This is a genomic window from Streptomyces sp. NPDC059816 (assembly GCF_042732055.1).
Classification (GTDB): domain Bacteria; phylum Actinomycetota; class Actinomycetes; order Streptomycetales; family Streptomycetaceae; genus Streptomyces.
On record NZ_JBHWIQ010000021.1, the window covers coordinates 118,058 to 143,482 of the forward strand.

Annotated in this window: 25 protein-coding genes and 2 pseudogenes; 12 read left to right on the top strand and 15 right to left on the bottom strand. The window is 67.9% G+C overall.

Translation table 11 applies throughout. The features are described 5' to 3' along the window. Nucleotides 1-47 precede the first annotated feature (47 nt). The gene (locus ACFV88_RS25820; RefSeq protein WP_385494270.1) at nucleotides 48-1,013 is read left to right on the top strand and encodes an Lrp/AsnC family transcriptional regulator; all 966 of its coding nucleotides are present in this window, start codon (nucleotides 48-50) and stop codon (nucleotides 1,011-1,013) included. Then, complete coding sequence (locus tag ACFV88_RS25825; protein WP_385494271.1) at nucleotides 1,010-2,317, top strand: M20/M25/M40 family metallo-hydrolase; 1,308 nt, start codon at nucleotides 1,010-1,012, stop codon at nucleotides 2,315-2,317. The genes ACFV88_RS25820 and ACFV88_RS25825 overlap by 4 nt, the downstream gene beginning before the upstream one ends. A 165-nt stretch (nucleotides 2,318-2,482) precedes the next feature. Here ACFV88_RS25825 and ACFV88_RS25830 read toward each other — a convergent pair whose 3' ends face one another. Further along, nucleotides 2,483-3,601, bottom strand: a complete 1,119-nt coding sequence (locus ACFV88_RS25830) for a fatty acid desaturase family protein (protein ID WP_385494272.1) — start codon at nucleotides 3,599-3,601, stop codon at nucleotides 2,483-2,485. A 7-nt stretch (nucleotides 3,602-3,608) separates the two neighbouring features. Beyond that, nucleotides 3,609-4,664 (bottom strand): ferredoxin reductase, encoded by a 1,056-nt coding sequence (locus ACFV88_RS25835; RefSeq protein ID WP_385494273.1) that lies wholly within the window; start codon nucleotides 4,662-4,664, stop codon nucleotides 3,609-3,611. Nucleotides 4,665-4,749: 85 nt separating this feature from the next. On the opposite strand from ACFV88_RS25835, the gene ACFV88_RS25840 reads away from it, so the two are divergent. Continuing rightward, nucleotides 4,750-5,889 (top strand): PucR family transcriptional regulator, encoded by a 1,140-nt coding sequence (locus tag ACFV88_RS25840; protein WP_385494274.1) that lies wholly within the window; start codon nucleotides 4,750-4,752, stop codon nucleotides 5,887-5,889. Between the two features lie 376 nt (nucleotides 5,890-6,265). Next, nucleotides 6,266-7,075, top strand: a complete 810-nt coding sequence (locus ACFV88_RS25845; RefSeq protein WP_385494275.1) for a TIGR02452 family protein — start codon at nucleotides 6,266-6,268, stop codon at nucleotides 7,073-7,075. A gap of 346 nt (nucleotides 7,076-7,421) precedes the next feature. Here the strand turns inward: ACFV88_RS25845 and ACFV88_RS25850 are convergent, their stop codons facing one another. The 5 genes from ACFV88_RS25850 to ACFV88_RS25870 all read right to left on the bottom strand — a co-directional run bounded on the left by ACFV88_RS25850 (nucleotide 7,422) and on the right by ACFV88_RS25870 (nucleotide 12,301). Beyond that, on the bottom strand, nucleotides 7,422-8,651 hold the full coding sequence (locus ACFV88_RS25850) for a M20 family metallopeptidase (RefSeq protein WP_385494276.1): 1,230 nt from the start codon (nucleotides 8,649-8,651) through the stop codon (nucleotides 7,422-7,424). Nucleotides 8,652-8,808: 157 nt separating this feature from the next. After that, complete coding sequence (locus tag ACFV88_RS25855) at nucleotides 8,809-9,579, bottom strand: type 1 glutamine amidotransferase (RefSeq protein WP_385494277.1); 771 nt, start codon at nucleotides 9,577-9,579, stop codon at nucleotides 8,809-8,811. Then, the gene (locus ACFV88_RS25860; RefSeq protein ID WP_385494278.1) at nucleotides 9,576-10,319 is read right to left on the bottom strand and encodes an amino acid ABC transporter ATP-binding protein; all 744 of its coding nucleotides are present in this window, start codon (nucleotides 10,317-10,319) and stop codon (nucleotides 9,576-9,578) included. Before ACFV88_RS25860 ends, ACFV88_RS25855 begins: the two co-directional genes overlap by 4 nt. A 6-nt stretch (nucleotides 10,320-10,325) precedes the next feature. Further along, on the bottom strand, nucleotides 10,326-11,429 hold the full coding sequence (locus ACFV88_RS25865; RefSeq protein WP_385494279.1) for an amino acid ABC transporter permease: 1,104 nt from the start codon (nucleotides 11,427-11,429) through the stop codon (nucleotides 10,326-10,328). Continuing rightward, nucleotides 11,426-12,301, bottom strand: coding sequence for an ABC transporter substrate-binding protein (locus ACFV88_RS25870; RefSeq protein ID WP_385494280.1), 876 nt, complete (start codon nucleotides 12,299-12,301; stop codon nucleotides 11,426-11,428). Before ACFV88_RS25870 ends, ACFV88_RS25865 begins: the two co-directional genes overlap by 4 nt. A gap of 117 nt (nucleotides 12,302-12,418) precedes the next feature. On the opposite strand from ACFV88_RS25870, the gene ACFV88_RS25875 reads away from it, so the two are divergent. Together ACFV88_RS25875 and ACFV88_RS25880 are read left to right on the top strand one after the other, a co-directional pair. Beyond that, nucleotides 12,419-13,408: a LacI family DNA-binding transcriptional regulator gene (locus ACFV88_RS25875; RefSeq protein ID WP_385494281.1), complete on the top strand. Its 990-nt coding sequence runs from the start codon at nucleotides 12,419-12,421 to the stop codon at nucleotides 13,406-13,408. Between the two features lie 256 nt (nucleotides 13,409-13,664). Next, nucleotides 13,665-13,817 (top strand): hypothetical protein, encoded by a 153-nt coding sequence (locus ACFV88_RS25880; RefSeq protein WP_385494282.1) that lies wholly within the window; start codon nucleotides 13,665-13,667, stop codon nucleotides 13,815-13,817. A gap of 35 nt (nucleotides 13,818-13,852) precedes the next feature. Here ACFV88_RS25880 and ACFV88_RS25885 read toward each other — a convergent pair whose 3' ends face one another. After that, nucleotides 13,853-14,269 (bottom strand): hypothetical protein, encoded by a 417-nt coding sequence (locus ACFV88_RS25885; protein ID WP_385494283.1) that lies wholly within the window; start codon nucleotides 14,267-14,269, stop codon nucleotides 13,853-13,855. A gap of 76 nt (nucleotides 14,270-14,345) precedes the next feature. Between ACFV88_RS25885 and ACFV88_RS25890 the strand changes: the two are divergent. Further along, nucleotides 14,346-14,495 (top strand): annotated as a pseudogene (locus tag ACFV88_RS25890) (transposase); the annotation flags it as partial. Between the two features lie 205 nt (nucleotides 14,496-14,700). Here the strand turns inward: ACFV88_RS25890 and ACFV88_RS25895 are convergent. Next, complete coding sequence (locus ACFV88_RS25895) at nucleotides 14,701-14,931, bottom strand: hypothetical protein (RefSeq protein ID WP_385494284.1); 231 nt, start codon at nucleotides 14,929-14,931, stop codon at nucleotides 14,701-14,703. Between the two features lie 22 nt (nucleotides 14,932-14,953). Between ACFV88_RS25895 and ACFV88_RS25900 the strand changes: the two genes are divergently transcribed. The 3 genes from ACFV88_RS25900 (at nucleotide 14,954) to ACFV88_RS25910 (ending at nucleotide 17,193) form a co-directional block, all read left to right on the top strand. Next, on the top strand, nucleotides 14,954-15,253 hold the full coding sequence (locus ACFV88_RS25900; RefSeq protein WP_385494285.1) for a phosphopantetheine-binding protein: 300 nt from the start codon (nucleotides 14,954-14,956) through the stop codon (nucleotides 15,251-15,253). 97 nt (nucleotides 15,254-15,350) lie between these two features. Continuing rightward, nucleotides 15,351-16,088, top strand: a complete 738-nt coding sequence (locus ACFV88_RS25905; RefSeq protein ID WP_385494286.1) for a TauD/TfdA family dioxygenase — start codon at nucleotides 15,351-15,353, stop codon at nucleotides 16,086-16,088. Nucleotides 16,089-16,122: 34 nt separating this feature from the next. After that, complete coding sequence (locus tag ACFV88_RS25910) at nucleotides 16,123-17,193, top strand: aromatic amino acid lyase (protein ID WP_385494296.1); 1,071 nt, start codon at nucleotides 16,123-16,125, stop codon at nucleotides 17,191-17,193. Nucleotides 17,194-17,445: 252 nt separating this feature from the next. Here the strand turns inward: ACFV88_RS25910 and ACFV88_RS25915 are convergent, their stop codons facing one another. Genes ACFV88_RS25915 through ACFV88_RS25925 form a run of 3 tightly spaced genes read right to left on the bottom strand, consistent with a single transcriptional unit; the run spans nucleotide 17,446 to nucleotide 20,261 of the window. Continuing rightward, nucleotides 17,446-18,516, bottom strand: a complete 1,071-nt coding sequence (locus ACFV88_RS25915) for a prephenate dehydrogenase (protein WP_385494287.1) — start codon at nucleotides 18,514-18,516, stop codon at nucleotides 17,446-17,448. A gap of 34 nt (nucleotides 18,517-18,550) precedes the next feature. After that, nucleotides 18,551-19,615, bottom strand: coding sequence for a methyltransferase domain-containing protein (locus ACFV88_RS25920; protein WP_385494288.1), 1,065 nt, complete (start codon nucleotides 19,613-19,615; stop codon nucleotides 18,551-18,553). 16 nt (nucleotides 19,616-19,631) lie between these two features. Beyond that, the gene (locus ACFV88_RS25925) at nucleotides 19,632-20,261 is read right to left on the bottom strand and encodes an LmbU family transcriptional regulator (RefSeq protein WP_385494289.1); all 630 of its coding nucleotides are present in this window, start codon (nucleotides 20,259-20,261) and stop codon (nucleotides 19,632-19,634) included. 591 nt (nucleotides 20,262-20,852) lie between these two features. Here ACFV88_RS25925 and ACFV88_RS25930 point away from each other — a divergent pair. Further along, complete coding sequence (locus ACFV88_RS25930) at nucleotides 20,853-21,590, top strand: LuxR C-terminal-related transcriptional regulator (protein ID WP_385494290.1); 738 nt, start codon at nucleotides 20,853-20,855, stop codon at nucleotides 21,588-21,590. Between the two features lie 218 nt (nucleotides 21,591-21,808). On the opposite strand, the pseudogene ACFV88_RS25935 reads toward ACFV88_RS25930, so the two are convergent. The 3 genes and pseudogenes from ACFV88_RS25935 to ACFV88_RS25945 all read right to left on the bottom strand — a co-directional run. Then, nucleotides 21,809-22,129 (bottom strand): annotated as a pseudogene (locus tag ACFV88_RS25935) (VOC family protein); the annotation flags it as partial. Next, a complete protein-coding gene (locus tag ACFV88_RS25940; protein ID WP_385494291.1) occupies nucleotides 22,120-23,916 on the bottom strand; it encodes a gamma-glutamyltransferase family protein in 1,797 nt (598 codons plus the stop codon). The pseudogene ACFV88_RS25935 and the gene ACFV88_RS25940, both read right to left, overlap by 10 nt. Beyond that, on the bottom strand, nucleotides 23,913-24,140 hold the full coding sequence (locus ACFV88_RS25945) for an MbtH family protein (RefSeq protein WP_385494292.1): 228 nt from the start codon (nucleotides 24,138-24,140) through the stop codon (nucleotides 23,913-23,915). Before ACFV88_RS25945 ends, ACFV88_RS25940 begins: the two co-directional genes overlap by 4 nt. 94 nt (nucleotides 24,141-24,234) lie before the next feature. Between ACFV88_RS25945 and ACFV88_RS25950 the strand changes: the two genes are divergently transcribed. Next, entirely contained in the window at nucleotides 24,235-25,329 is a 1,095-nt protein-coding gene (locus tag ACFV88_RS25950) for a branched-chain amino acid aminotransferase (RefSeq protein ID WP_385494293.1), read from the top strand. Nucleotides 25,330-25,425 lie beyond the last annotated feature (96 nt).

Below are 25,425 nucleotides of genomic sequence, written 5' to 3' on the forward strand. Positions count from 1 at the left end.
AAGAGTTCTCTTGAACTTAACGGAATCAGACATCTAAAGTTCTCCTCATGATGGAAACAGACAGTCTTGATCGGAGGATCGTTGCGGCGCTCCAGATCGACGCCCGAGTGCCGTACGGCCTGCTCGCACAGGCCCTGGGGGAGGTGGAACGCACGGTCGCCCGCCGGGTCCAGCGGCTCGTGGACGCCGACGCCCTGCGCTTCACCGCCTTCGTGGACGAGCTGCGCACCGGACTCGGACAGACCGTCAGCCTGCGGATCCAGGTCGATCCGGGGAGCGCCGACTCAGTCGCCGAGGCGCTCGCGCTGCGCGCCGACACCCGCTGGGTCGCCGTCGTCACCGGCGACGCGGACGTCTCCTGCGAGCTGCTGGCGGACGGCCGGGCGGCGCTCCACCGGGTGACATCCCAGGAGCTGCCGTCCATCGCCGGGGTCCGCAGCACCCGCAGCTATCCGGTGCTGCGCCACATCAAGCCCACCACCGCCTGGCACGCCGAATATCTGACCCCCGAGGAGGCCTCGGCGGTCACCTCCGGAGCACCGACGGCCACCGATCCCGGTGCCCCCGTCGACCTCCAGCCCAGCGACCACAGGCTGATCGAGCTGTTGGTGGAGAACGCCCGCTACAGCTGGGTGGAGCTCGCGGAGCGCCTCGGAGTGGTCCCGGCCACCGCCCGGCGCTGGACCGAACGCCTGCTGGGCAGCGGCGCGGTGGCACTGCGCGCCGAGATCGAACCCGAACTCCTCGGCTACGGCGTCGAGGCGGAACTGTGGCTGGAAACCCTCCCCTCCGCGATAGAGCCGGTCGCCGAAGCCTTGGCACTGCACCCCGCTGTCCGCTACTGCGGTGTGGTGGCAGGCACCCGGGCGGTGAACATCCTCGCCGTACTGCCCTCCATGGACGACCTCTTCGGCTTCCAGGTCGAGGTCCTGGGCCGGCTGCCCGGGCTGGTCCGTTGCGAGGCGACCCTGGTCACCCGGGCCCACAAGCGCGGATTCGTGGCCAAGCGGTGAACCCCGGCACCCGCGACGCGGTCGACCTCCTCACCGACCTGCTCAGGATCGACACCTCCAACCCCGGTGACGGAAGCGGCCCCGGTGAACGCCGAGCAGCCGAGTACGTCGCCGCGAAGCTCTGCGACGCCGGGCTCGAACCCGTCTATCTGGAGTCCGCGCCCCGGCGCGGCAATGTCGTCCTGCGCATACCGGGCCAGGACCCCGCCCTGCCCGCCCTGCTGGTCCACGGCCATCTCGACGTGGTGCCCGCGGATCCGTCCGAGTGGTCCGTGCCGCCCTTCGCCGGGGAGCACCGGGACGGCGAGATCTGGGGCCGGGGCGCCATCGACATGAAGGACATGGACGCGATGATGCTCGCCCTGGCGCGCTCCTGGGCCACCGAGGGCCGGCGCCCCCGCCGGGATCTGGTGTTCGCGTGGATGGCCGACGAGGAGGCGGGCAGCACGCTCGGCTCCCGCTACCTCGTCCAGCACCACCGGGAACTCTTCGAAGGCTGCGCCGAAGCCATCAGCGAGGTCGGCGGCTTCTCCGTGGAAGCCGGACCGGAGCGCCGGCTCTATCTGATCGAGACCGCCCAGAAGGGGCTGCACTGGATCCGCCTGGTCGCGGAGGGCCGAGCCGGCCACGGCTCGATGCTGCACACCGACAACGCGGTGGCCGAACTGGCCGGCGCAGTGGCCAGAATCGCCGCCCACCGCTGGCCGCTGGTGCTCACCCCCACCACCCGGGCCTTTCTCACCGAGGCCGCCGACGCGTTCGGTGTGCCCTTCGACGCCGACGACCCCGATCCGGCTCAGGTACTGGACTGCCTCGGCCCGCTGGCCCGCTTCATCGGCGCCTCCTTCCACCACACCGCCAACCCGACCCGGCTGACCGCCGGCTACAAGACCAATGTGGTGCCCGGCCGCGCCTGTGCCGAGGTCGACGGGCGATTCCTGCCCGGCCTTGAGCACGAGTTCGAGCAGGCCCTCACCGAACTCGCCGGACCCCGGGTCCGGTTGGAGACCGTCGAACGCGATGTCGCCGTCTCCGCGCCCTTCGAGACACCGCTGGTGGCGGCCATGACCGAGGCCCTGCTCGGCGAGGACCAGGGAGCGCGCACCGTCCCGTACTGCCTGTCGGCCGGTACCGACAACAAGGCCTTCGCCGGGCTCGGCATCACCGGCTACGGCTTCGTGCCGAGACGGCTGCCGCCGGGGCTCGACTTCTCGGCACTCTTCCACGGTGTCGACGAACGGGTGCCGGTGTCCGCCGTCGACTTCGGCATGCGCGTCCTCGACCGGCTGCTCATCCACTACTGAGTCGGACGCACCTCCGTCCACGACCTGCGGCCCGGCCGCACACGGAGCCCCGATCCCGAGGCCGTCGCCGCGCTGTCGGAGTGCGACGTGGCGACGAGGCCATGGGCCGGACGGGACTGATGCGTCCCTACCTGCGCCCCGGAAGGATCCGAACCCGTACCGCGATCAGGCCGCGACGAGCTCCTGGTCTCGGTCCGGCGTCTTGGCCTTCGGCTTCCTGTTGGGCAGGGACAGCCGGAAGACCTTGCACCACGCGGAGAAAACCTGCTTGGGCAGCGGCCCGGTGACGTACTCCAGCTCGTACTTCTCGAACAGCGCCCTTACCTTCACCGCGACCTCGGCGTACCGGTTGCTCGGCAGGTCCGGGAACAGGTGGTGCTCGATCTGGTGCGACAGGTTGCCGGACATGAAGTGCATGGCCTTGCTGCCGCTGATGTTCGCCGAGCCCAGCATCTGGCGCAGGTACCACTGGCCGCGCGTCTCGTTCTTGATCGACCGGCGCTCGAAGACCTGGACGCCCTCGGGGAAGTGCCCGCACATGATCACCGAGTGGGTCCAGAGGTTGCGGACCAGGTTCGCGGTGAAGGTGGCGGCGAGCGTGGTGAGGAACGACGGGCCCGACAGCAGCGGATGGATCACGTAGTCCTTGAGCACCTGCTTGCGGATCTTGCGGCCCACGGCCTTGGCCCGCGCGCGGAACTCCGGGTCCTTGCGGCGGCGCTTGCGCAGGTTCTTGCCGAGCTCCAGGTCGTACGCGGCGATGCCGTACTCGAAGAAGCAGGCGTTGACGAAGTTCCACAGCGGCTGGCCGAGGTGGAACGGGTGCCACCTCTGGTCCTCGTCGACGCGCATGATGCCGTAGCCGAGGTCGTTGTCCTTGCCGATCACGTTGGTGTACGTGTGGTGCAGTTCGTTGTGCGAGTGCTTCCACTGATCGGCCGGCGAGACGTGGTCCCACTCCCAGGTGGTGGAGTGGATCTTCGGGTCCCGCATCCAGTCCCACTGGCCGTGCAGCACGTTGTGGCCGATCTCCATGTTGTCCATGATCTTCGCCACGGACAGGCCGATGGTGCCGACCACCCACGCGGGCGGGAAGAGGGAGAACAGCAGCACGCCCCGGCTGACCAGTTCGAGCCTGCGCTGCACGGAAATGACCTTGCGGATGTAGGCGGCGTCCCGCTCGCCGCGGCTGGCGATCACCTCGTCGCGGATCGCGTCCAGCTCGCGGCCGAGCTCCTCGATCTGCTCTGCGGTCAGGTGGGCGGTGGGGTCGATGGCGGTCAAGGTGCTCCTACCGTTCGATGTCGCAGGGGCCCGCCGCGGCGGACACACAGGTCTGGATGAGGACGCCCGGCGCGGACTCGGTGATCTCGCCGGTGCGCAGGTCGCGTACGGCGCCCGCCGTGAGCGGCGTGACGCAGCCGAAGCAGATGCCCATGCGGCACCCGGAAGGCATGAGCACGCCGGCCTCCTCGCCGACGTCCAGCAACGGCGTGGCGCCGTCCGCGTCGACGGTCTTGCCGGTGGTGCTGAACGTGACCTCGCCACCGTCACCGACGACGGCGAGGGCGGGGCGGAAGCGTTCGGTGTGCAGGCGCTCGGGTACGCCGTGCCCGGCCCAGTGCTCTTCGGCGGCGTCGAGCAGGCCCGCGGGCCCGCAAGCCCAGGTCTCGCGCTCGGCCCAGTCGGGCACGAGTTCGTCGAGACGGGCGAGGTCGAGCATGCCGTCCGTGTCGGTGTGCACCTCGGTGAGACGCAGATTCCGGTCCGTGACCAGATCGTGCAGATCGTCGCGGAAGATCACGTCTTGCGGCCGCGGCGCGCAGTGGACCATGACGACGTCGTCGAACTCGGTGTCGCGCAGCATGCCCATCACCGGCGTGATGCCGCTGCCGGCCGTCAGATAGAGCACCTTGGCGGGCTTGGCCTCCGGCAGCACGAAGTCACCGGTCGCCTGGTCGAGCTGGATCAGCGTGCCGGGTTCCGTCCTGCGGACCAGATGGTTGCTGACCTTGCCGTCCGGGATCGCCTTCACGGTGATCGTGACGCGGCCGTCCCGACGGTTCGTCGGCGAGGTGATGGAGTAGGCACGCCACAAGCGCACCCCGTTGACGTCGACCCCGATCCGCACGTACTGACCGGCCGTGTGGCCGCGCCAGCCCCGTCCGGGCCTGATCACGATGGTCGCGGCGTCAGCCGTCTCGGGATGCACGGCCTCGATGCGCCCCCGCAGGTCGGCGCCCGCACGCAGCGGGCTGACCAGGTCGAGGTAGTCCGACGGCAACAGCGGCGTCGTGACCATCTCCAGCAGTTTCCACGCCCTACTGCGGAGGGCTGCACTCGTCATGACTCCAGCTTGATGCGCCTCCGAGCGTAAAGTCCTACCCGTAGGATGTGAATCTGGTCGGCCGAATTGTTCGCTGGGAACAAAAATGGGATACGTAATCAAGAGGGCCACCGAGCTGGCCCTGGACGAGGCGACGGTCACCGCACTTCGGGCCGCGCTGAAGAGCACTGCGGACGAGGTGGTCCAGGCGATCATCGACGAGGTCCCGCCGTACGCCAACGCGCTCTCGGGCCGCATGGGCGGCACCATCCGCCGAGCCGTCCGCACCGCCCTGGGGCACTACCTGGACCTCGCGAGCGGGAACGCGATGGGCGGCGATGCCGGTGGCGCGGCCTACGAGCTGGGCCGCGGCGAGGTGCGCGACGGCCGGTCGATGGACGCCCTGCTCAGCGCCTACCGCGTCGGCGCCCGCGTGGCCTGGCGCTGTCTGGCGGCGGGTGCCGTACCGGCAGGTCTGCCCGCCTCCGAGGTCGCCAAGTTCGCCGAGCTGACCTTCGCCTACATCGACGAGCTCTCCGCGGCGAGTGCCGCGGGCCACGCCGACGAGCTGGCCGCCCGGGGCCGGGCCCACGAGCGCCATCTGGAACACCTGACCCGCGACCTGCTCGCCGGCGCGAGCCCGGACGTGCTGCTGGCCTCTGCCCAACGGGCAGCCTGGCAGCCTCCGGTTTCGCTGACCGCGGTCCTGCTGCCCGCCGCCCAGGCCCGGCCCGCCTACCGTGCGCTCGACCCGAGCACCCTCGTCCTCGACGATCTACCGGACGCCACCGGTGTGCTGCTCGTCCCCGACGCCGATCGGCCCCACCTCTTGAGCCAGCTCACCGACCGCACCGCCGTGGTCGGCCCGGCCCGGCCGTGGATCCGGGCGTCCGCCTCGTACGCACGAGCCGTGCGCGCCCGCTCCCTCTCCTCCGATGTGCGCGACACCGAGGACCACCTGCCCGAGCTGGTGCTGAGCGCCGATGCGGACGCGTTCGCGGACCTGCGCGCCCGAGCCCTCGCACCGTTGCGGACCTTGCCGGCCGCGACGGCAAGGCGGCTGGAGGAGACGTTGCGGGCGTGGCTGCTGCACCAGGGCAGACGGGAGGAGGTGGCGGCGAAGTTGTTCGTCCATCCCCAGACGGTCCGGTACCGGATGGCGCAGCTGCGGGAGCTGTTTCCGGATCTCGCATCGCCACACCGGGTGCTCGAACTGACGCTGGCGGTCGGACTGCGGGTCGACTGATCACCGCGCGGGTGCCCCCCGGGGTGCGGACCGCGTCTGACGGACCCCGGAGCGGACGGGCGCCTGCACCGGAGCGTGTCGTGACCGTGGAAACGAACGGCCTGACCGTGCGTCCGATCACCGCGCACCCAAACCTCCGTCATCGTGCGAGAGGCCCCGTCACACGGACGATGCCCTTGCCCTTCCCGTTGCCCTTGTGGACCGGCTCGGTGGCCTTCAGGCCGGACGTACCGGCGCCGTCGGCCACGAAAGGTCACCCCGATCGACGCATTGCCGTCGATCGGCACGACACAGCCTCACCGGCCGTGCCGGTCCCGCCTTGCACGCCCTCAAAAATAGTCACCCTGACAATAATTCCTCGCTACCATCGCCCCTCATGAGCAACCGTCTGAGAAACCTCGCCACCGAGAACGAGCACGTGGCGACCACCGGCACCTACACCACCTCCACCGGCGCCCGGGTCTCCATAGCCCCTGCGCTCGCCGCCGCCCGCAGCGGGACCGTCTCCCACTCCCCCGCCTTCGCCCCGGCGCCCACCGGACCCTTCACCGGCGGGACCGAGGTGACCGACGAGGACAGCCTGCGCGCCGCCCGCCGCCTCACCGACGAAGGCGTCGAACACCTCGCCGTCCTCAACTTCGCCTCGGCCCGGAACCCCGGCGGCGGGTACCTGCGCGGCGCCAAGGCCCAGGAGGAAGACCTGTGCCGCACGGCTCTCCTCTACTCATGCCTGCTCGAAGCCCCCGACTACTACGCGGCCCATCGGGCATCCGCCGACCTCAACTACAGCCACCGGGTGATCTTCTCCCCGCACGTACCGGTGATCCGCGACGGTTCCCACGCCCTGCTCGACCAGACGTACCAGGTCTCCTTCCTGACCTCCCCCGCTCCCAACGCCGGCCAGTTGGCGCGGCACTCGCCGGGTGAGAAGACCGACGTCAGGGACACTCTGACCGAACGCGCCCGCCGTGTCCTCGGCGTGGCCGCCCACCACGGCGTGCGCGAGCTCGTCCTCGGCGCCTGGGGCTGCGGCGTGTTCGGCAACGACCCGGCCGAGGTGGCGGACGCGTTCGCCGAAGCCCTGCACACCCACGGCGCCCCGCTCGCCCGCGTCACCTTCGCCGTCTGGGACCGCTCGGCCGACTCCCCCAACCGCACCGCCTTCCGGACCAGGTTCGCCGGCTGACGACGTTCCGCATCACCCGAATCGGCGAGCACCCCAGCCGACACACCGACATCGCCCGTACCGAGACGACGTATCCGGGCACGGCGACGGAGACACCGTGAACGTGCGTGCCAAGGCACCTCCGTCTCAGTCCAAGAGGGCACCGCCGCTACCCGAGCCGGCCCGTCATGGTGTCGACACCAAGCCGGACGGACAGCTGTCCGGTGCCTGGCACTCGACCGGGAAACTCGCCTGCCTCCTCCGAGACGCGCTGACGCCTTCGCCGAGGTCTGCAGCCGGCACTGATCGCCGCGCGTACGCTGCCACTCGTCGCACGAAACCCGGTGTCCGCTCCCGGGGATCAACCTCAGTACGAGTGATGCGGGTGTTGCGGACGTGCCGAGTTCTTGTCCGACAGCGGTGCCCTGCTGATAAGCCGGTCTCGGTGCACGGAGTCCAGACAGGCATCGATGGCAACGCCGGCGAGCAGCCGTGCACCGTCGAGTGCAGCTCGATCACCTTCGGGGCTGCGCGCCGCTTTCGCGAACTCTCGGGTGTGCAGCACCAACCCGGCGTCGCCGAGGCCGATCATCGGGTGGATCGACGGAAAGACCTGGGAGACGTTTCCCATGTCGGTCGATCCGCCGCGTGCCGCTACTCCGGAGGGGTTCCGGCCGAGCGAGCGTGCGTTGTCGAGGTAGAGCTCAGTCAGCGGTTGGTCGATGCGCAGGTTGTGGTAGGCCAGATCGTCGTGGGAGATGTCGACCTCACAGCCTGTGGCCAGCGCGCCGCCGCGGAGGCAGTTCTTGAGGCGTTCACGCACCTCGTGAAGGCTCGTGAGATCTGTGGCGCGGATCATCCACACTCCTGCGGTGCTGCCCGGGATGATGTTCGGTGCTCCACCGCCGTCGACCACCGTGCCATGGATTTGCTGCCCCGGTGCGAGCTGCTGTCTGGCGAGGCCGATGGCAGTGAGCGCGACGGTCAACGCGTCGAGCGCGTTCACTCCCTCATGTGGTGCGAGGGATGCGTGTGCTTCCCGGCCTGTGAAGCGGGCCTCGACCACCGCAGAGGCGTACGGGTTCATGCTCGCCTCGTCGACGGGGCCGGGATGCACCATCATCGCGAGGTGGGTTCCGTCGAACGCTCCGGCTTGAAGAAGGCGGATCTTTCCGCCCTCGTTCTCCTCTGCGGGGGTCCCCAGAAGGCGGATCGTCGCGCCGAGGGCCTCTGCCATGGGGGCGAGCGTGAGAAAAGCTCCGACTGCGGCGGCGGCGATGATGTTGTGCCCGCAACCGTGGCCGACGCCGGGGAGGGCGTCGTATTCCGCGCAGAGGGTCACGACGAGCTCGCCGGCGCCGATTTCAGCGACGAACGAGGTGGGCATCCCGGCAAGGCCGGCTTCGGTGCGCACCCCCGGGACGGTGCGCACCGCCTCGAGGAGCCAGGCGGCAGCGCGGACCTCATGCAGACCGGTCTCGGGGTGATCGGAGATGCGGTGACTGAGCGCTACGAGGGAGGCCGCCTCTCGTTCAATGGTTTCGTTCGCGAGTGCCTTCAGGTCCGCAGTTCTTCGCATCTGTTCCTCTTCTTCCACACTGTTTTCACTATCGCCCGCACGTCTAGACGAGTGATTCCGGACGCTCACGGCCCACGGTGAAACGGTCAGACCTGGCCGGCCGGGCCGCATGCGGACAGCCGGTCATGCGATCCGTGATCGCCTACGACCCACTCGTCGCAGGGGAACGACTCGTCTAGAGGAAGGAGACCCAGCGCCTCAGCATCGGTATCCAGGTCTCGTCCAGTTCGGGATCGGCCGTCTCGAACGGCGCGGCGACAGACTCTGGGGTCAGACCGTTGCGCACGAGTGCGCCTTCGTCAGTCGCAGCCCAGTTCTTCGCGCTCGTGGCATCGGCTTCTGGATGGAACTGCAAGCCCCATGCCCTCGGTCCGACGCGGAACGCCTGGTTCGGACAGACGTCGCTGGCCATGAGAGACACGGAACTCGGGGGCAGTCTCGTGACTTCCTCGAAGTGCCACTGCATCGACCTGGTCTGCCGGGGCAGAGCCCCGATCAGCGGGTCCGTCTCTCCTGCGGGCGTCATCCTCATCCGGCCGAGACCGAGCTCAGGGCGGATCCTGACGGGGCCGACGGTGCCTCCGGACACGACGGCGAGCAACTGGCCGCCGAGGCAGATGCCGAGGTACGGCAGCCCCCGGTCCAGTGCTTCCCGGATGAGGCCACGGACCTGTGCGAGCCATGGAGCGGAGCCGTCGTCGTTCGGACCGGGCGACCCACCGAGGACGATCAATCCGTCCGCGTCGCCGAGTGTCGCAGGAACTTCGACTCCAACGCCCGGCCCCACGGCGGTCGTCGCGATCCCGAGTTCTTTCAGCGGAGCGGCGAACCGTCCGATCCCGGCGTCCTCTTCGTGCTGGACGATGACGACCGTGCGCGTCGTCCCGCGTTCCGTGTCGAAGGCTTGCGTGCTCTCGACCGCTGAGATGGTCGTGTCGGTGCTCACAGACGTCCTGCCTCAACGATCCGGTGAAGGAATTCGCGGGTTCTTTCCTCGCGCGGCGCAGTGAAGATCTGCTCGGGAGGGCCGCTCTCCAGGACGCGCCCCTCGTGCAGGAACGCGATGGTGTCGGCAACTTCGCGGGCGAAGCTCATCTCGTGGGTTGCCATCACGATCGTGAGTCCGTCCGCGGCGAGGTCCTTCACGATGGTGAGCACCTCGGCGACGAGTTCGGGATCGAGCGCTGAGGTCACTTCGTCGAGAAGGATGACGTCGGGGTTCATGGCCACAGCACGCACGATGGCCACGCGCTGTTGCTGACCGCCCGAGAGCTTGTCCGGGTAGGACTTCGCCTTGTCTGCCAGCCCCACCCGCGCCAGCAGCTTCATGGCGTTGGCGTCGGCCTCGGCTTTGGAGACGCCCAGCACCTGGCGCGGCGCGAGGGTGATGTTCTCGAGCACGTTCATGTGGGGGAAGAGATTGAAGCTCTGGAAGACGATCCCGATCCGAGTGCGGATCGCGTTCAGATCTACGCCTTCCCCTGAGACCACGTCGCCACCAAGTGAAATCCTTCCGCCCTGTATCTCCTCCAGACCGTTGATGGTGCGCAGCAGGGTTGACTTGCCGCACCCAGACGCCCCGATCAGGCACACGACCTGGTGCTTCTCGACCTGCAGGGTGATGCCTTTGAGCACCTGGTGGTCGCCGTACGACTTGGTGACGTCGCTCAGTTCAAGGAATGTCATGGCCGTTCAGCTCCTGGTCTTCGCGCGGGAGTCGCGTTCGATCAGTCGGTCGACGAACCGGGTCTGCGGGATAGTGATGATGATGAAGATGATCGCGACGACCGTCACCGAAGAGAGGTTGAAGTAGTTGCCTGCGTAGATCTTCGCTTGGGTGAACACCTCAACCGTGCCGATGATCGTGACCAGGGCCGTGTCCTTCTGCAGCCCGATGAAGTCGTTCAGCAGGGGCGGCAAGACCCGGCGAACAGCCTGCGGCAGGACCACGAAGCGCATGGTCTTGCCGTAGCTCAGCCCGAGGGAACGAGCGGCCGCGACCTGCGACCAGTGCACGCCTTCGATGCCGGATCTGTACACCTCGGCGACGTATGCGCCGTAGATCAGTGTGAGCGCGAGCACCGCCGACCAGAACGGGCCGAGATCGCTGAAGAACGGCACCTGCGCCAGCGGGAGACCGAACCCGATGAGGTAGATCACGACGATGGATGGGACTGCGCGGAAGATATCGATGTAGGTGGTTGCGATCCAGCGGATCGGTCGGCCTCCCCTGCCGGGAGCCAGCTTCGCCAGCGCAATCAGGAGAGCCCAAAAGAGGATCAGGATCTGGGCGACGACTGCGATGCGCACGTTGACCCAGAACCCGATGAGGATGTCCTGGAAACTACGCGCCATGAACTCCACGTCGAAGAAGGTCGACTGCACCGAGTGATCGTTCGCGGCCAAGAACTGAGCGAAGACTGTGACTGCGATCAGGGGCAGTGACCAGCCGGCCGCCAGCCAGCCCGAGCGACTGGCGTGCGATCGTGCCGCTCGTACCGCGGGGTGGTCGTCAGCCGCTTGGGCGCGTGCGGCTTCCCTCCGGTATCGGAGGCCGCGCAAGAGCGGCAAGCCGGCGACGAGGGCAAGTGCGACCATGAGCCAGAGGGCGATGGCTATGAGGCCCTTCCAGCCCCCGGAGGCGATTTCGGGCAACCCGAGTGCGGTCCATCCGGTGAAAACGACGGTGAAGAGCCACACCAGGGTGCCAATGAGGATGGCCGATCCAGAGGTGTCGCGGCGGGGAGAAACTGCGCGGATCTCATGCCCTGAGCGGGTCGCAGTGTCCGGTCTCATCGGATGTTCCAGACCGGGATGGTGGAGGGATCGGTGCCGTAAGCAGCGCCGAGGTACTTGGACGTCAGCTTGTCGAGAGTGCCGTCCTTCTTCATCTGCGTGAGGACCTTGTCGACCACGGCGGTGTTCGAAGAGTCCTTGGGCAGCATCACGCCCATCTTCGCGCCGGTTTGGATCTGGCTGAGAACGGAGAGTCGGTCACCTGAGGCATTCGCGGCACCCAGGGCGATGGAGAGGTCCTGGACAGCGGCGTCGATCTGCCCGGCAGCTACCGCGTTGTCGAGCTCGTTGTCGCCGGGATACACCGATATCTGCTGAGTGGGTTTCAGAGTGTCCGTAACGAACAGCTGCTGTGTGGTGCCCTGCTTCACGCCGATCTTTGCCCCGGCCAGTTGCTCTTCCGTCAGCTTGGACCCGCTCTTGGTCACCACGGCGGTGGTGGCGTCGTAGTAGGGATCGGAGAAATCGAATATCTTCTCCCGGTCCTCGGTGATGGCGATCTGGTTGAGCGTGAGGTCCATCTCGCCGCCCCTGCCGGCGATGAGCGCATCGAACGAAGCGTTCTGCAGCGTGATCTTTTTGATGCCCGAGCGGTACGCGATGTTCGCGAGGATGCAGTAGTCGACGCCCGAGTCGATCTCATCGACCGTGTCGCCGTTGTACCACCCGGGGCTGGGCAGATCCGCTCTGACCCGAAGCTCATCGGGCTTGTGCGTCTTGAGGGTGAACTCGCCCTTCGTGCCGCCCAGTGGGCAGTCGCCGTACGGCTTCTTCGCCGCGGAGGCAGTGTCGGACCCCGCAGAGCTGCATCCGGATAGAGCGAGTGCGGCTGCGGCGGTGAGAGCGACGCCGGCCAGGAGGTGCTTCTTCATCGAAGTGCCTTCAGCTTGATGGAGGTAAACCGGTTTACTTGTGGGCGAGATCACGCTAATCTGGGCTCCGCACAGTGTCAACCCCTCCAATCGGGGTGCACTCCGGGAAGGTGGACAATGAAGGCGCGGAAGGTCACGATCCGAGACGTCGCAGAGGCTGCGGGGGTGTCGACGGCTACGGTCTCTCTCGTCTACAACGAGAAAGGCAAGATCGGTGCGGAGACCCGCCGCAAAGTGCTGGAAGCCGGTGAAGGCCTGGGCTACCGGCCGGGCTGGATCAGCAAGGTGTTCCGTTCCGGTCGCACCCACGTGATAGGGGTCGCGGTCAGGCACGGCGAGAGTCCCATCTGGGAACAGACCTATCTCCCGTATTACCGCGGCATCATCGCGGGGGCCGCACTGGAGGCCCTCCGGCACGGTTATTCGATCGCGGCCATCCGTGCCGACGAATCGGGGCAGTTGGATGAGCCGATCCCCTTTGACGGGCTCATCGTGGTCGACCCTTCTCCAGCTGACCCGATCATCCGGCGGGCGCTGGAGCAGGGGCGAGCGGTAGTGGCCGACGGTGGATACGATGACGCAACGCCCGGGGTGAGGCTGAGGTCCGTCAGGCCCGCATTGGAAGAAGGCATTCCGACGGCGCTGGATGTTCTGGCGCGTCAGGGATCAACCAGGCCGGCATTCTTCCGCGGCGAAGCCGATGATGAGTACACCACCAGCTCTCAGCAAGCATATGAGAACTGGTGCATGCACCGGAGCATCGAGCCCAACGTGTACGTTCTCGCGAACGGCCGAAGCCCCATCGAAGGGGCCCGTGAGCTGATCGGTGGAGATCGAGGCGCTGTTGACGGCGTTCACTGCCTCAATGCCACCTATTCGAGCGCGATCACCGAGGCGGCGGCGGAGGCGGGGCTTGGCGTCCCTGACGATCTCGCCGTTTCCGTCGTCGGAGAGGCCGACGCTGCCACCGATCCGCGGATAGTGTACTTGGACCTCGATCCCATCGAAGTCGGTGCGCAGTGCGCGCGGACGCTCATCAGGCTCCTAGAGGGGGAAGAGCCGGTGGATGTCGTACTCCCGATGAAGCTCACTGTCCCCGGCGCTTGAGGGAGTTGCGTCAACGTCGCTTCCTTGAAGCTCGATTGCCTACGCGGTCCGCCCTGTGGCTCGTGATCAGGTAGTGGGCGACGCGGCCCTTACCAAGGCCGGGAAGTGAACGATTTCGCAAGTCACGCAAGCGTGTTGAGGGATTGAAGGCAGAAAAGCAACGGAGCTCGTTGGTACTGGCAGTCGTCCAGGACAGCTCGTCCCGAAGGAACTCCGTTGCCCAGTACTGGGTGTGCCCCTGTCGGTGTGGAGGACGATGCCGTGGACCCGACCGCCGCGGGCGGCCACGGCCGTCTCGATCGCGTCGGTGACCGACGAGGTGGGCACGTGGTCCGCGATCGGCCGGAGGTCCGGCGCGGGCGGTGCCGCCCTGTCCGCGATCGTCGTCCGCTTCTTCCTCCGCAGGTGACGGCTCACGACTACAGGAACACCGACGAGGTGAGGTCAGGGCGCGAAGTACCAGCAGTACAGGCTCAGGCCTCTCTCCGCACGACCCATGGCCAGGACTGACAGACGGTCAAGGAGGGCAACGGCACTGCCCGGTCCAATCTCATCGCCCCCCTCGGAGAGGGTCTTGGCCCACGCGAGAGCGGTAGTCCTCAGCTGATCCGTCCCTGCATCGGCCAGGGCCTTCGAGAGCGCCTGCGGAACAGCGAAGACGGTGAAGCCGTCGTTGGCCATGGGCACCACGTACCGGATCGGACTCTCCGCACCCGTCAACAGAGCTTCCCACCTCGGAACCGCGTCATCCGGGTAGACGCCCTCACACAGCACGGCAGGAAAGTCATGACTCTTCCGCGGTCCTACCCGCGCTGCTGACTCGTCGTCCTCAGCAAGGAAGAACTCTCCTACAAGCACCATCTGCTGATGATGGCATGTCTCGGGACCCGGGAGCCCGGCCGAGTGGCTGTTCCGCCGCCAGGGCGTTGGTGCGGGCATGGGGCGGGGTGATCTGACGGATGCCGAGTGGGAACGGCTGTGGCGTTTCCTGCCGGTCAGCAACGGGCGTTGTGGCAGGTGGCGGGATCACCGGCAGGTGATCGACGGGATTCTGCACCGGGTGCGGACCGGGGTGCAGTGGCGTGATCCGCAAACGAGGCGTGCGCCCGGTTGTCTTCCGGGGCTGCGCGACGCGGTATCGACCACTGCTCGTCAACTCCGTTGACAGCCGACCCTCGAAGTCGCTGCTGAATAAGCTCCAGCTGTTCGGTGCCGAAGTCGTTCTGGGAAGAAGGTCTTCCCCTCCGAACCGGTCCCTGGGGGCATGTCCCGCCAGCGAGACACCTCTCATGTCACCGCGGGTGCGGTCCTGCGGTCGCGGCGCCACCGCGCCGCAGGAGTACGACGACCGCGGCGACGAGGCCGAGGAGAACGGTGGCGAACTCGCCGAGAATCGTGATCGCCGCGTTCCCTGCCAAGTGATGCCGCTCCTCCAGGACTTCGGTAAGAAGCGTGTAGCGCCCGGCCGTTCCCCAGGCGTGCAGAAGGGAGGAGGCAGCCAGCAGTGCGACGTAGAGACCCATGGACAGAGCGTCCAGGACGTACATGACCGCTCGACCGCAAACACCTCCCCACACCACCGCCCACCCGACCCCACCTAGCACAGCCCCACACATCACCCACCATCACACCGTCCACGCCATCTGGGCCCACACCCTCGACATCGACACCATCGGTTTCCACGACAACTTCTTCGCCCTCAGCGGCCACAGCCTCACCGCCGCACAAGCCGCCGCGCGATTATCCCAAACCTTCAAAATCAACTGCCCGTACGCAGCATCTTCGAAAACCCGACCATCCACCAACTCTCCCCATGCGTGGAGGTTCTGGTCACCGCAGATGTGACGGCTTCCCGTCGACGACGTTCGGGGCCTGCTTGCGGCCTGCGGCTTCGACAACGCCAGACCGGCCTGATCCCGTACGAGATCCCCAGAGGAAGCCCATGCCAGACACGCGTACTGCACGGACGATGGAGGAGGGCGGAGCCAGCAGCCTGTCCGCCTACGTGGCCCAACACCTCGGGCAATTGCGGGACGACCCGTTGGCCGATGGCTCCGGTCTCTTCCGAGACTTCGGCGTCCACGAGCTCGGCGCGTTCGACGACACGATCCGCGCGCTGTCCGGGGCCCCGCTCGCCTACGCCGAGCGGTCCTCGCCCCGCAGCCCGATCAAGCGCCACATCTACACGTCCACCGACTATCCGGCCAACGAGGAGATCTTCTTCCACAACGAGAACTCTTGCCGGTTCAGCTGGCCGCTGGCGCTCTACCTCCCCTACGTGGAACCTCCGCACAGCCTAGGTGCGACGGCCCTCGCCGACATCCGCACGGTCTACGAGCTCATCGAGCCCGCGGTCCGCGAAGAGTTCGCAGACCGCAGCTGGCAGGTGATGCGAAACCTCCGCGACAGGCGTACCACGGACACCCGTTCCGCGGTGCACATCCGCCCCTCCACCAGGGAACACGTTTGGTTCAACCACGCCGCGTTCTTCCATGTGATGAGCCCGGAGCCGGAGGTGGGCAGCACGCTCCGGGAGTACCAGTTCGACTACCAGCGGGGCGACGTGCTGGTCATCGACAGCATGCTGACGGCGCACAGCCGCGAGCCGTCCACCGGGCCGCGGCGGATCGCGGCGGCGATGGCGGAGGCGTACGCCGCGGACCACAACCGTGGCGACTGACGCGCGGCCATCGGGCTGGGACTCGCCCTGCCCGGTGGCCGCGTTCTTGGCGCAGTCCGGATGGGGCAGGAGGATCATCCCCGCCGACCGCCCCGGAGTCCGGTCCGCCACTTGCCCGCGCGCACCGAAGGATTGGTCGGTCGCCCCACCCGAACCGGCCGCGACCGGGTACGTCCTGCCGCCCGAGGTCGTCCGGACCATGGTGTGGTCGCGGCTCCAGACCTTGGCGAGCGACCTCAAGGGGCCCTCGGCGGAGGTCTGGCGCGCCTTCGCCCGGCAATGGAACCGGGGCTACACACCGGTCGTGCCCTGGCCTCCGGGCCAGGGCACGATGCCCCTCGGCCATGCCGCACGGAGCTGCGCCGGCAGCGGCTTCGCGTGGCAGCGGATCCCGGGCGGCTGGAAGCAGGCGCCCGCCGATCAGGTGCTGCGCGAACTCCGGGTCGATCCGGTGCCCTGGGACAGCTGTTTCGTACGGGACTTCATCCGAGGGGAGGAGGCGGAACTGGCCTGCGCACTCCATCACCAACTGCGGCTGCGCTCCTTGATTGACACGACGACGGGCTGCGCCAAGCGGCTCCGTCAGCAGGTGGTGTGGGGCCAGATCCTGGATCCGCGGGGCATGTCCGCCGAGGTCCGGCTGCAAGAGCCCTACGTGCTGTGGGCCGCGCAACGGCAGCTGTGCGCGCTGCGCGACCAGGTGATCCGGCAGGGCGATCTGCTGGTGTGCGAGGCGGAGAACCGAACGGCGCGACGTGTCCAGGCGGTCGTGCGGGCATCGGAAGACCAGGTGCGCGGGGCGCGGATAGTGGCGTTCCTCGCCCACCAACAGCTCGGGCTGGCTCTGCGGGAGCGGGGATCGGCACAAGCAACGGCCGGCGGCGACGTCGTGATCGGCGCGGCCGCCGCTCGGCTGGCCGCCGTCCGAATGCCGCCACAGGGGGCGGTGTGCGGCGCCGACGCGATCACGCATGCCGTAGCGGCGCTCGATCACACGCACTGGATCACGAGCACACTGTGCACCGCGCTCGCCGAGGGCACTGCGCCGGCCCTCGACGCCCAGGCGCGGAGGGGACAGCAAGGCGGGACAGGTCTTCTTGAGTGAGCGGCGTGGAGGTCTCCGGGGACTCGACAGGCCGTGACGCGGCGTCTGGCGCAGAACCCGGCTCCGCGTCGCGGAACCCGAACGCGCGGCGGACTACGAGCGTTCGGGTATCTACCGGGATGCCGGCGTCTTCTGCGCGCTGCTTGCAGGCCTGATCGTCGAGGCAGCCCGCGCGGAGCAAACCGAGGTGTCGCCGGACGGCGTGGACTCCACGACACCACGGCCCATGCCCACCACGACGCGCAGCTGCTCTTACCCGTCGCCCTGGACATGCCAGTTGAGCCGTCTCAGCCGTGAGACGAGCACGGTTTTGTTGGCGGCGGAGACGGTGAGGGACATCCGTGCCGTGCCCTGGTGGGCCGAACGGTCGATCACGATGTCGTCGACGGCCACACCGCCCGCCGCCATGTCCCCGAAGAACCGGGCGTACTGCTTGGGGTCGTCCCCCACGACGACCTGCACGGTGGCGAGGTCCGCGGGCGGCACGCCGTACTTCCCGGGCAGGACAACCTGCCCCTGGGTTCCCTTGCGCAGGAGGTCCAGCAGCTGCGCCGCACCCGCGGCGCCGGGCGCGCGGAGCACGGCGGCGGCGCCGAGGGCATCCCCGGCGAACGCCTCCAGCACGTCGGCGACCGCGGCGGCGTTCGCGGACAGCAGATCCGCCCAGAGCACGGGGCTGGCGCCCGCGCCCCGCGTGACATCGAGGAGCTCCTTGCCGACCAGCCTCAGAGCGGAGGCCTCGGTGTCCCGCAGCCGGCCGGCCAGCAGGGTGGAGATCAGGTGCGGGGCGTGGGAAACGCGTGCCATGGCCAGATCATGCCCCTGCGCGTCCAGGAAGACCGGGGTGGCACCGCACAGGGACACGAGCGCGAGCGCGATGTTGAGCGCCCGGTTGGCCGTGGCCTCGGTGGGCACCAGCGCCCAGAGGTATCCCTCGAAGAGGTCGGCCCTGGCGGCAAGCGGCCCGGGGCGCCCGTTGCCCACCAGCGGGTGCCCGCCCACGACGGACGTCGGGTCGCAGCCGAGGGCCTCGATCTCGCGTTCCGGCAGCGCCTTCACTCCGGCGACATCGGTGTAGCACCGGGCCACACCCTCCTTCTGGAGGGCCACCAGCGTGGTGGCCACCGCGACAGGGGGCACCGCGAGGACGGCGACGTCCACGGTGCCGTCCGGTGCTGCGGTGGTGCCCGCGCCCACGCCCTCGGCTGTTCGCGCCGCGCCGGCGTCGGTGTCCCGTAGGTGGGTGACGACGCCGCGTGCGCGCAGGGCCAGCGCGATCGACGTGCCGATCGCACCGGTTCCCACTATGAGCGCGGAGCGCATGGGCGCTGCTCCTGGTACCGCGTCATGGCTAGCCTCACGGGGCGAGGTCGTAGAAGCACATGCGGGGGCCGGCGGTAGCTCGGGTCAGTACGCGCCGGCAAGTGAGCTTGGACCGCTCGATGACGTCTGCCCAGTCCGACCTGTCGACGGGGAAGCCCTGGTCAGTCAGCACGTGCATCAGGAAGAAATCGGAATCGTTCTCACGGTCGTCGTAGTACGGCTCCGGCTCGCCGATGAGCAGCATCTTCTCCCCGGTGAGCACCTCGGCGTAGGCGTCGAGGATGTCCACGACGGCTTGGTCGCCGTCACGGAAGTGCTCGTGCAGAACGCCGATGCCGCTGATGACCTCGACTCCGTTGCACACCTCCGGCCAGGTCGTCGGGTCGAAGGCGTCGCCGACCACGAACTCCAGCCGGTTCTCCAGGCCGTACCGTCGGGCCTGTTGCCGGGCGACCTCGACTGCCGCGGGTGCGATGTCCAGGCCGACTCCGGTGACCTCGGGATCGCTGAGACAGACGTCGATCAGCAGCTGGCCCGCTCCGCAGCCGAGGTCCAGGATGCGCTTGGCTCCCCGACCGGCCATCGCCTCCCGGACGATCGGCGTGTAGTACCTCGCGAACACGGTGCCGCAGTGCCGGCTCAGAGGTCCGTTGCTGCGCTGGACATCGTTGCCATACACCGCCTTGCCGGTGATCAGGTCGCTCATCCGCTGGGTGACCGGCCCGTAGGCCTCCACGTAGAAACCGAGCCGGGCGAGCGATATCTCCGAGGTCAGCAGCTCACCCCTGTACGTGAGGGTGTAGGTGCCCTGCCACTCCTCCAGCAGCCCGCGCACCACCAGGTAGCGCAGCACGTTCGCGGCGATGCGCTGGTTCATGCCCTCCAGCAAGCCCTCGTCGGCGCTGTTGCGGCCGTCGCGCAGCCGCTCAAGCAGGCCCGTGTCGGACAGGGCGTGGATGGCGTGGCACAGATGCATGGCGCTGATGAGGTCGGGCATGGTGGATGCCTGGAACTGCTGCCAGGTGCCGATCAGTTCCGCGTCGTGCAGCTCGGCCACCTCAGCCCGCGCGGACTGTGAGTAGCCACTCCGGATTTCCATGGAAACCTCTCCGTCGTCAGGCGGCGCTGTCGAGCACCGCTGAGATCCAGTCGGTCAGACTCTTGTTGCTCTGCTGCGCGGCCTCCTCCCAGCGCCGGACCCGGTTCTCCGCCAGCCTGAGACTCAGCTCGACCTCACCGGTCCGGGGCGTGATCTCATCGGGTGCCGTGCTCGCCTTGATCTGCCTGCGCAGCTCGTTGCGCGACCACTTGAAGCGCTCGGCGAAGTCCAGCCAGTGGTTTTGCTGCTCTTCTGGCAGGCCGGCGACTTCCATGTGGTGTTGGAAGGTCAGTTTCACGCGTCGCCGGGGGGGCGCGAACTTCTTGGCGACCCAGACGTAGTTCCGCAGGGTCTGGTAGTCGAGCATGGTCTCCCGCATGGCCCGCTGGTACCGGTCGCTGTACTGCTGCTGACCGAAGGCGAGCCAATCGCCGACCCACCAGGCGGAGGAGTCGGAGATGGAGAGAATTCGGTCTCCGATTCGACACCACTCGTCCAATGGGAGATTCTCCGGAAGGCGCAGCCGGGTTCTCTCCATGGCGATGGACGCGTCGCCGGGGAGCAACGTGGCAGGAATCTCGGCCGGAACTCGTTCGCTCCGGCGATGCGATTCCTTGGTGCGCCCTTTGAGTTGATCGGTGGCCATCAGGTCAACTCCTTCGGATCGTCGCGTGCTCGGTCTGGTTCACGGGCACGGAGGTCACGGCCCCCAGGCCGAGTCAGGGGGGATGGATTCCAAGGACTGCCTGATGGGATCGGTCGGGGTCTCCGCGTACGAGGGCAGTGACATGGGCATCAGAATTGCCAGAACTGCCGACGTTGTTGCGAGAAGTGTCTTCACGAATAGTTTCGACATAAGCGCTTCCTTCGCGGTTCGTCTTCCAGCGGTCCCCATCCTGGCTGCTGCCAGCAATAATCACGAGAGGGAAGCGCCTGCACGAAGGTAGGGTGCAACTTTGTGAACGATGATCAAGTATGCTCAGAGTCAGACATATGCGACACTCGCTCCGGTTTAACGGCATGTCCGGCTGCACTGCGCCACTACCAATCAGCTCTGCAGGAGTACGATTTAGCGGCCGAATCGGTGCCCGCATGCCTGCTGACGCTCGGCCTCGTGCAGCCCTGTTCCGACGACTCAGAATCCATGATTCCGGTCCCCCCGCACGCGGCGGCCTTTACGGTACTGCAGCCCCTCCAAGAGGAACTGGCCGCCAAGAGGTACAGGGAGAGATCTCTCATGGCGACCTTTTCGCGGTTCGCGGAGGTCTATGCGGACAGCAGAAGAGGTGAGCAGCAGCCGTTCACGCTTCTTTACGGCGAAACCGCCATCAATGGAGCGTTGGCGGGGGCGGTGGACGCCTGCCAGGAGGAGTTGCTGACCGCTCAACCGGGTGGCGGTCGCAAGGCGGATGATCTCGCCCGGGCGCTCGAGCGCGACATGCGGCTGCTCGCCCGCGGGACCCGGCAGCGCACCCTGTATCAGCACACGGTGCGTCACCACGGGCCCACACTTGCGTATATCAGGCAGATCACACGGGCCGACGGAGAAGTCCGTACGCTGACCGAGGTCTTCGAACGGCTGATCATCTGCGACCGCAAGGTCGCCTTCATGCCGGTGTCCGACGACCGCGGCACCGCGGCGCTCGAAGTACGGCATCCGGCAGTGGTCCGCTTCCTCGCCCGGTCCTTCGACCGCGACTGGAAGCGCAGCATCCCGGTCACGGACCCCGACTCGACACTGCCACCGCGCATCGTCGTATCGGACATCCAGCGCACGATCCTGCAGGCCGTCGTGTCCGGGAAGACCGACGAATCCATCGCGCGGCAGCTGGGAATGAGCCGACGCAGTGTCGCGGAGCGCATACGCAAGGTGTCGGAACACCTCGGTAGCGGAAGTCGGGCCCAGCTCGGATACCTGCTGGCCACCTCGGGGTTCCTGCTCGACGACCCCAGTTTCGCCGAGGACGGTGACTGAGGGGGCTCGGCCGCGCACCGGACCGGCCGCCCGTCCGGGAGGTAGGTGAACTCGAACTCGATGCCGTTGATGTCGAATGCGTAGAAGCTCTCGACGTCGTCGCTGTCGACGACGATCTCGGTCGGCGGCATGTCCCGGACGAAGGTGAAGCCGCCGGTCTCGTACACCTCAACCCACCGTTCACGCCACAGCCGCAGCTGGTCCGGGGTCCGCACCTTGATGCACGCGTGCTGGAACTGGTTCGTGTCCGCCGGTGGCGCGGCGGCGTGCTCCGGGCCGCGGGTGAACAGATGGAACCGCATCCCGCCCACCCTGACCTCCGCCAGGCCCGAGAGACCAGGTAGCCGTTCCATGCTCAGGTCGGAGAAGGTGTCCAGGGTCCAGGTCACCTCGGCGCCCAGGACCTCCCGGTACCAGGAGATGCTGGCGTCGAGATCGGCGGTCTGCACAGCCAGGTGATGGAGGGTCAGCTGCGTCGGGTCGGGCTGGGGTTCAGTGTCGAGCACAGCAGCTTCCTTCGGTTGTGGGTTCATCGGCATGCGGCGTACGTCTGCCGGCCGCGCGGGCTTGCGGCGGCTCGCAGCAGACCCTGCTCCCGGTCCGTCGCGACGGCGCAGACCTTGCCCAGTGAGAACGCAGGCGCGAGTTCCACTTCGTGTCCGCGGGCACGCAGTTCCTCCACCACCTCGGGATCGCAGGTGCGCTCCACGGTGAGCACCTTGGGCCGGGACTCGTGCGGGGTGAACGAGGCGGCGAAGTGATCGGTGTGGAAGGCCAGGGTCTCGGTCGCGGCCTGCGGGTCGGCACCGAAGTCGGCGACGGCGAGGAAGAAACCGAGGGTCCACTGGTCCTGGCGGTCGCCGCCAGGCGTACCGAATGCCAGCGCCGGCTTGCCGTCCCGTAGCGCCAGCGTGGGGCTGAGCGTGGTGCGGGGCCGGCGGCGGGGCCCGACGGAGTTGGGGTGGCCCTCGGTGAGGGTCATCGTCTGTCCGCGGGTGCCGAGCGAGAAGCCGAGACCGGGCACCACCGGGGAGCTCTTGAGCCAGCCACCACTGGGGACCGCGACCACCATATTGCCGAAGCGGTCAGCCACGGCGATGGTGCAGGTGTCGTTACGGGCGGCCGTGGCCTTGACGACGGTGGGCAAGCCGTTCTTGATCTGGTCCCGCCAGTCGCCGCCCGGCGGCAAGGTCTCCATGGTCTGCTCGGGAATGAAGGGCGTGCGTCCGCCCGGGGAGCCCGGCCGCAGCACTCCGGCGGCTCCGGCCTGCACCAGCGCCCGCCGCTCCGTCGTGTACGCGGGGCTCAGCAGGACGTCGAGCGGGACGTCGCTGTGATCGGGATCGCCGTACCAGGCCTCGCGGTCCGCGAAGGCGAGCTTGGCGCATTCGGCGACGGTGTGGATGTAGTCGGCGCTGTCCAGCCCCATGGCACCGAGGTCGAAGCCGTCGAGCAGCGCCAGCTGCTGGAGGAAGACGGGGCTCTGGGACCAGGCGCCGGGCTTGTGCACGATGTAGGGGCCGTACGGGAGGCTCACCGAAGGCTCGACCGTGGCGTGCCAGTCGGCCAGGTCCTGCCCGGTGAGCAGGCCGCGGTGGCGGCGCCCCGTGGAGTCGAGGACCTTGCTGCTGGTGACGAACGAGTCGATGGCCTCGGCAACGAAGCCTTGGTAGAAGGAGCGTTCGGCTGCCTCGATCTGGATCTCGCGTCCCCCGCCGGCGGCGGACGCCTCCTTCAGCAGGCGCTTGTAGGTGTCGGCGAGCGCCTGGTTGCGGAACAGTGCGCCAGCCTTCGGCGGACGTCCACCGGGCAGGTAGATCCGACCCGACTCGATCCACTCCTCGGCGAAGAGCGGGGCGAGCACCTCGATGGCGTCCGCCGCGCCGGGCAGCAGCGGAACGCCGTTCTCGGCGTACCCGATGGCGTACTCCAGGATGTCGGCGAGCGGCAGCGTGCCGTGTTCGGCCAACGTCCGCATCCAGGCGCCGAAGGCTCCGGGCACCACGGCGGGCAGCAGCCCGGAGCCGGGTATGTGGCTCAATCCCAGCGAACGGAAGTGTTCGATGGTGGCCGCGGCGGGCATCGGCCCCTGGCCGCAAACGACCTGAACGGAGTCCGTGGCAGCCACGTACGACAGCACCGGCACGTCGCCGCCGAGTCCGTTGAAGTGCGGCTCCACGACCTGGAGGACGAAGCCCGCCGCGGCCGCGGCGTCGAAGGCGTTGCCGCCGCGCTCCAGAATCGACATGGCGGTCGCGGTCGGCAGCCAGTGGGTGGAAGAGACGGCGCCGAAGGTGCCGCTGAGTTCCGGGCGTCCTGCGTTCACCGCGACACACCGCCCAGGTTCTCCATCTGGTCGATCAGGCTCTTGGGACGCATGTCCGTCCAGTTCTCCTCTATGTACGCGAGGCAGTTCTGCCGACTGTCCTCTGGGAAAGCGATGCGCCAGCCCTGTGGAACGTCGACGAACGAAGGCCAGAGGGAGTACTGCAACTCGTCGTTGGTCAATACGAGAAATGTTCCGCTCTCGTCGTCAAAAGGGTTTCCCATGGCTGCCGCCCACCGTCCTTTTCGTCGTCTCGCCAGCGAGACACGAAGCTATCCTGTGCTCGTCTGATTCTGGCCGATCTACAGAGGTAGACTCATGGAAAGCGCAAGCGAATTCACCTTCGAGCGGCTCCTGACGAAGAACCCGCTGGCGCCGGAGGAACGGAGGGCACGACTTCAGAATCCGACATTCGGGACGGTCTTCACCGAGCACATGGCAACCGTCCGTTATGTCGAAGAAAAGGGGTGGCACGACGCCCGGATCGAACCCTTCGGCCCCCTTCCGCTGTCACCGGCGACCGCCGCGCTCCACTACGGCCAGGAGATCTTTGAGGGGCTCAAGGCCTACCGCACGCCGGACGGCGGCGCGCAGCTCTTCCGGCCTGCGGACCACGCGCGGCGACTGCGGCGGTCGGCGCGCCGGATGGCCATGCCTGCCGTTCCCGAGAACGCGTTCCTGGACGCTGCACGGGGACTCGTCAGGACCGATCTGGACTGGCTGCCGGAGGCTCCGGGGACCAGCCTCTACCTTCGCCCCTTCCAGATAGCCACCGAGGCGTATCTCGGAATGCGCCCGGCCCGGGAGTATCTCTTCGCTGTGATCGCCTGCCCGGTGGGCGCGGCGTTCGCGGGGAGCGCGGCGTTGACCGTCTGGGTCTCGGACGATCACGCCCGAGCGGCGCCGGGCGGCACGGGCGCGGCCAAGTGCGGGGGAAACTACGCCGCGTCGATGCTGCCCCAGGCCCGGGCGATGCAGTCCGGCTGCGACCAGGTCGTCTATCTCGATGCCGCCCAGCGGCGTTATGTGGAGGAGCTGGGCGGGATGAACATCTTCTTCGTGTTCGACGACGGTTCCCTTGTCACGCCGCCCCTCAGCGATTCGATCCTGCCCGGTATCACGCGCGATTCGGTCATCGCGCTGGCACGGGCCGAGGGCCTGGCAGTGGAACAGCGGCCCTACTCCGTCGAGGAGTGGCGGGCGGACATCGCCTCGGATCGGCTGCGGGAGGTGTTCTCCTGCGGAACCGCGGCCGTGGTGGCGCCGATCGCCGCGGTGCGCGGCGCCATGGGAGACCTGCGCATCGGCGACGGCCGGCCCGGCCCGGTGACGGAGCGACTGCGTACCACGCTGACGGACATCCAGTACGGACTCGGTGCCGACCCATTCGGCTGGACGACCCGGATCGCCTGACCACGTCCTGCTGGAGCGGCCGGACGGCCGCTCCAGCAGGAGGAATGCTGTGTCTTATACACATATGCGAGGCCACGAGACCGATGGGAATCTGGT

What these genes read in the sequence shown, in the direction of transcription:
- ACFV88_RS25845 (WP_385494275.1), top strand. Translation starts at nt 6,266, where the DNA reads ATGAGCAACCGTCTGAGAAACCTCGCCACCGAGAACGAGCACGTGGCG.
- ACFV88_RS25905 (WP_385494286.1), top strand. Translation starts at nt 15,351, where the DNA reads ATGCCAGACACGCGTACTGCACGGACGATGGAGGAGGGCGGAGCCAGC.
- ACFV88_RS25875 (WP_385494281.1), top strand. Translation starts at nt 12,419, where the DNA reads ATGAAGGCGCGGAAGGTCACGATCCGAGACGTCGCAGAGGCTGCGGGG.
- ACFV88_RS25945 (WP_385494292.1), bottom strand. Translation starts at nt 24,140, where the DNA reads ATGGGAAACCCTTTTGACGACGAGAGCGGAACATTTCTCGTATTGACC.
- ACFV88_RS25860 (WP_385494278.1), bottom strand. Translation starts at nt 10,319, where the DNA reads ATGACATTCCTTGAACTGAGCGACGTCACCAAGTCGTACGGCGACCAC.
- ACFV88_RS25865 (WP_385494279.1), bottom strand. Translation starts at nt 11,429, where the DNA reads ATGAGACCGGACACTGCGACCCGCTCAGGGCATGAGATCCGCGCAGTT.
- ACFV88_RS25930 (WP_385494290.1), top strand. Translation starts at nt 20,853, where the DNA reads ATGGCGACCTTTTCGCGGTTCGCGGAGGTCTATGCGGACAGCAGAAGA.
- ACFV88_RS25915 (WP_385494287.1), bottom strand. Translation starts at nt 18,516, where the DNA reads ATGCGCTCCGCGCTCATAGTGGGAACCGGTGCGATCGGCACGTCGATC.
- ACFV88_RS25895 (WP_385494284.1), bottom strand. Translation starts at nt 14,931, where the DNA reads ATGGGTCTCTACGTCGCACTGCTGGCTGCCTCCTCCCTTCTGCACGCC.
- ACFV88_RS25820 (WP_385494270.1), top strand. Translation starts at nt 48, where the DNA reads ATGATGGAAACAGACAGTCTTGATCGGAGGATCGTTGCGGCGCTCCAG.
- ACFV88_RS25920 (WP_385494288.1), bottom strand. Translation starts at nt 19,615, where the DNA reads ATGGAAATCCGGAGTGGCTACTCACAGTCCGCGCGGGCTGAGGTGGCC.
- ACFV88_RS25885 (WP_385494283.1), bottom strand. Translation starts at nt 14,269, where the DNA reads ATGGTGCTTGTAGGAGAGTTCTTCCTTGCTGAGGACGACGAGTCAGCA.
- ACFV88_RS25835 (WP_385494273.1), bottom strand. Translation starts at nt 4,664, where the DNA reads ATGACGAGTGCAGCCCTCCGCAGTAGGGCGTGGAAACTGCTGGAGATG.
- ACFV88_RS25880 (WP_385494282.1), top strand. Translation starts at nt 13,665, where the DNA reads ATGCCGTGGACCCGACCGCCGCGGGCGGCCACGGCCGTCTCGATCGCG.
- ACFV88_RS25870 (WP_385494280.1), bottom strand. Translation starts at nt 12,301, where the DNA reads ATGAAGAAGCACCTCCTGGCCGGCGTCGCTCTCACCGCCGCAGCCGCA.
- ACFV88_RS25925 (WP_385494289.1), bottom strand. Translation starts at nt 20,261, where the DNA reads ATGGCCACCGATCAACTCAAAGGGCGCACCAAGGAATCGCATCGCCGG.
- ACFV88_RS25840 (WP_385494274.1), top strand. Translation starts at nt 4,750, where the DNA reads ATGGGATACGTAATCAAGAGGGCCACCGAGCTGGCCCTGGACGAGGCG.
- ACFV88_RS25900 (WP_385494285.1), top strand. Translation starts at nt 14,954, where the DNA reads ATGACCGCTCGACCGCAAACACCTCCCCACACCACCGCCCACCCGACC.
- ACFV88_RS25950 (WP_385494293.1), top strand. Translation starts at nt 24,235, where the DNA reads ATGGAAAGCGCAAGCGAATTCACCTTCGAGCGGCTCCTGACGAAGAAC.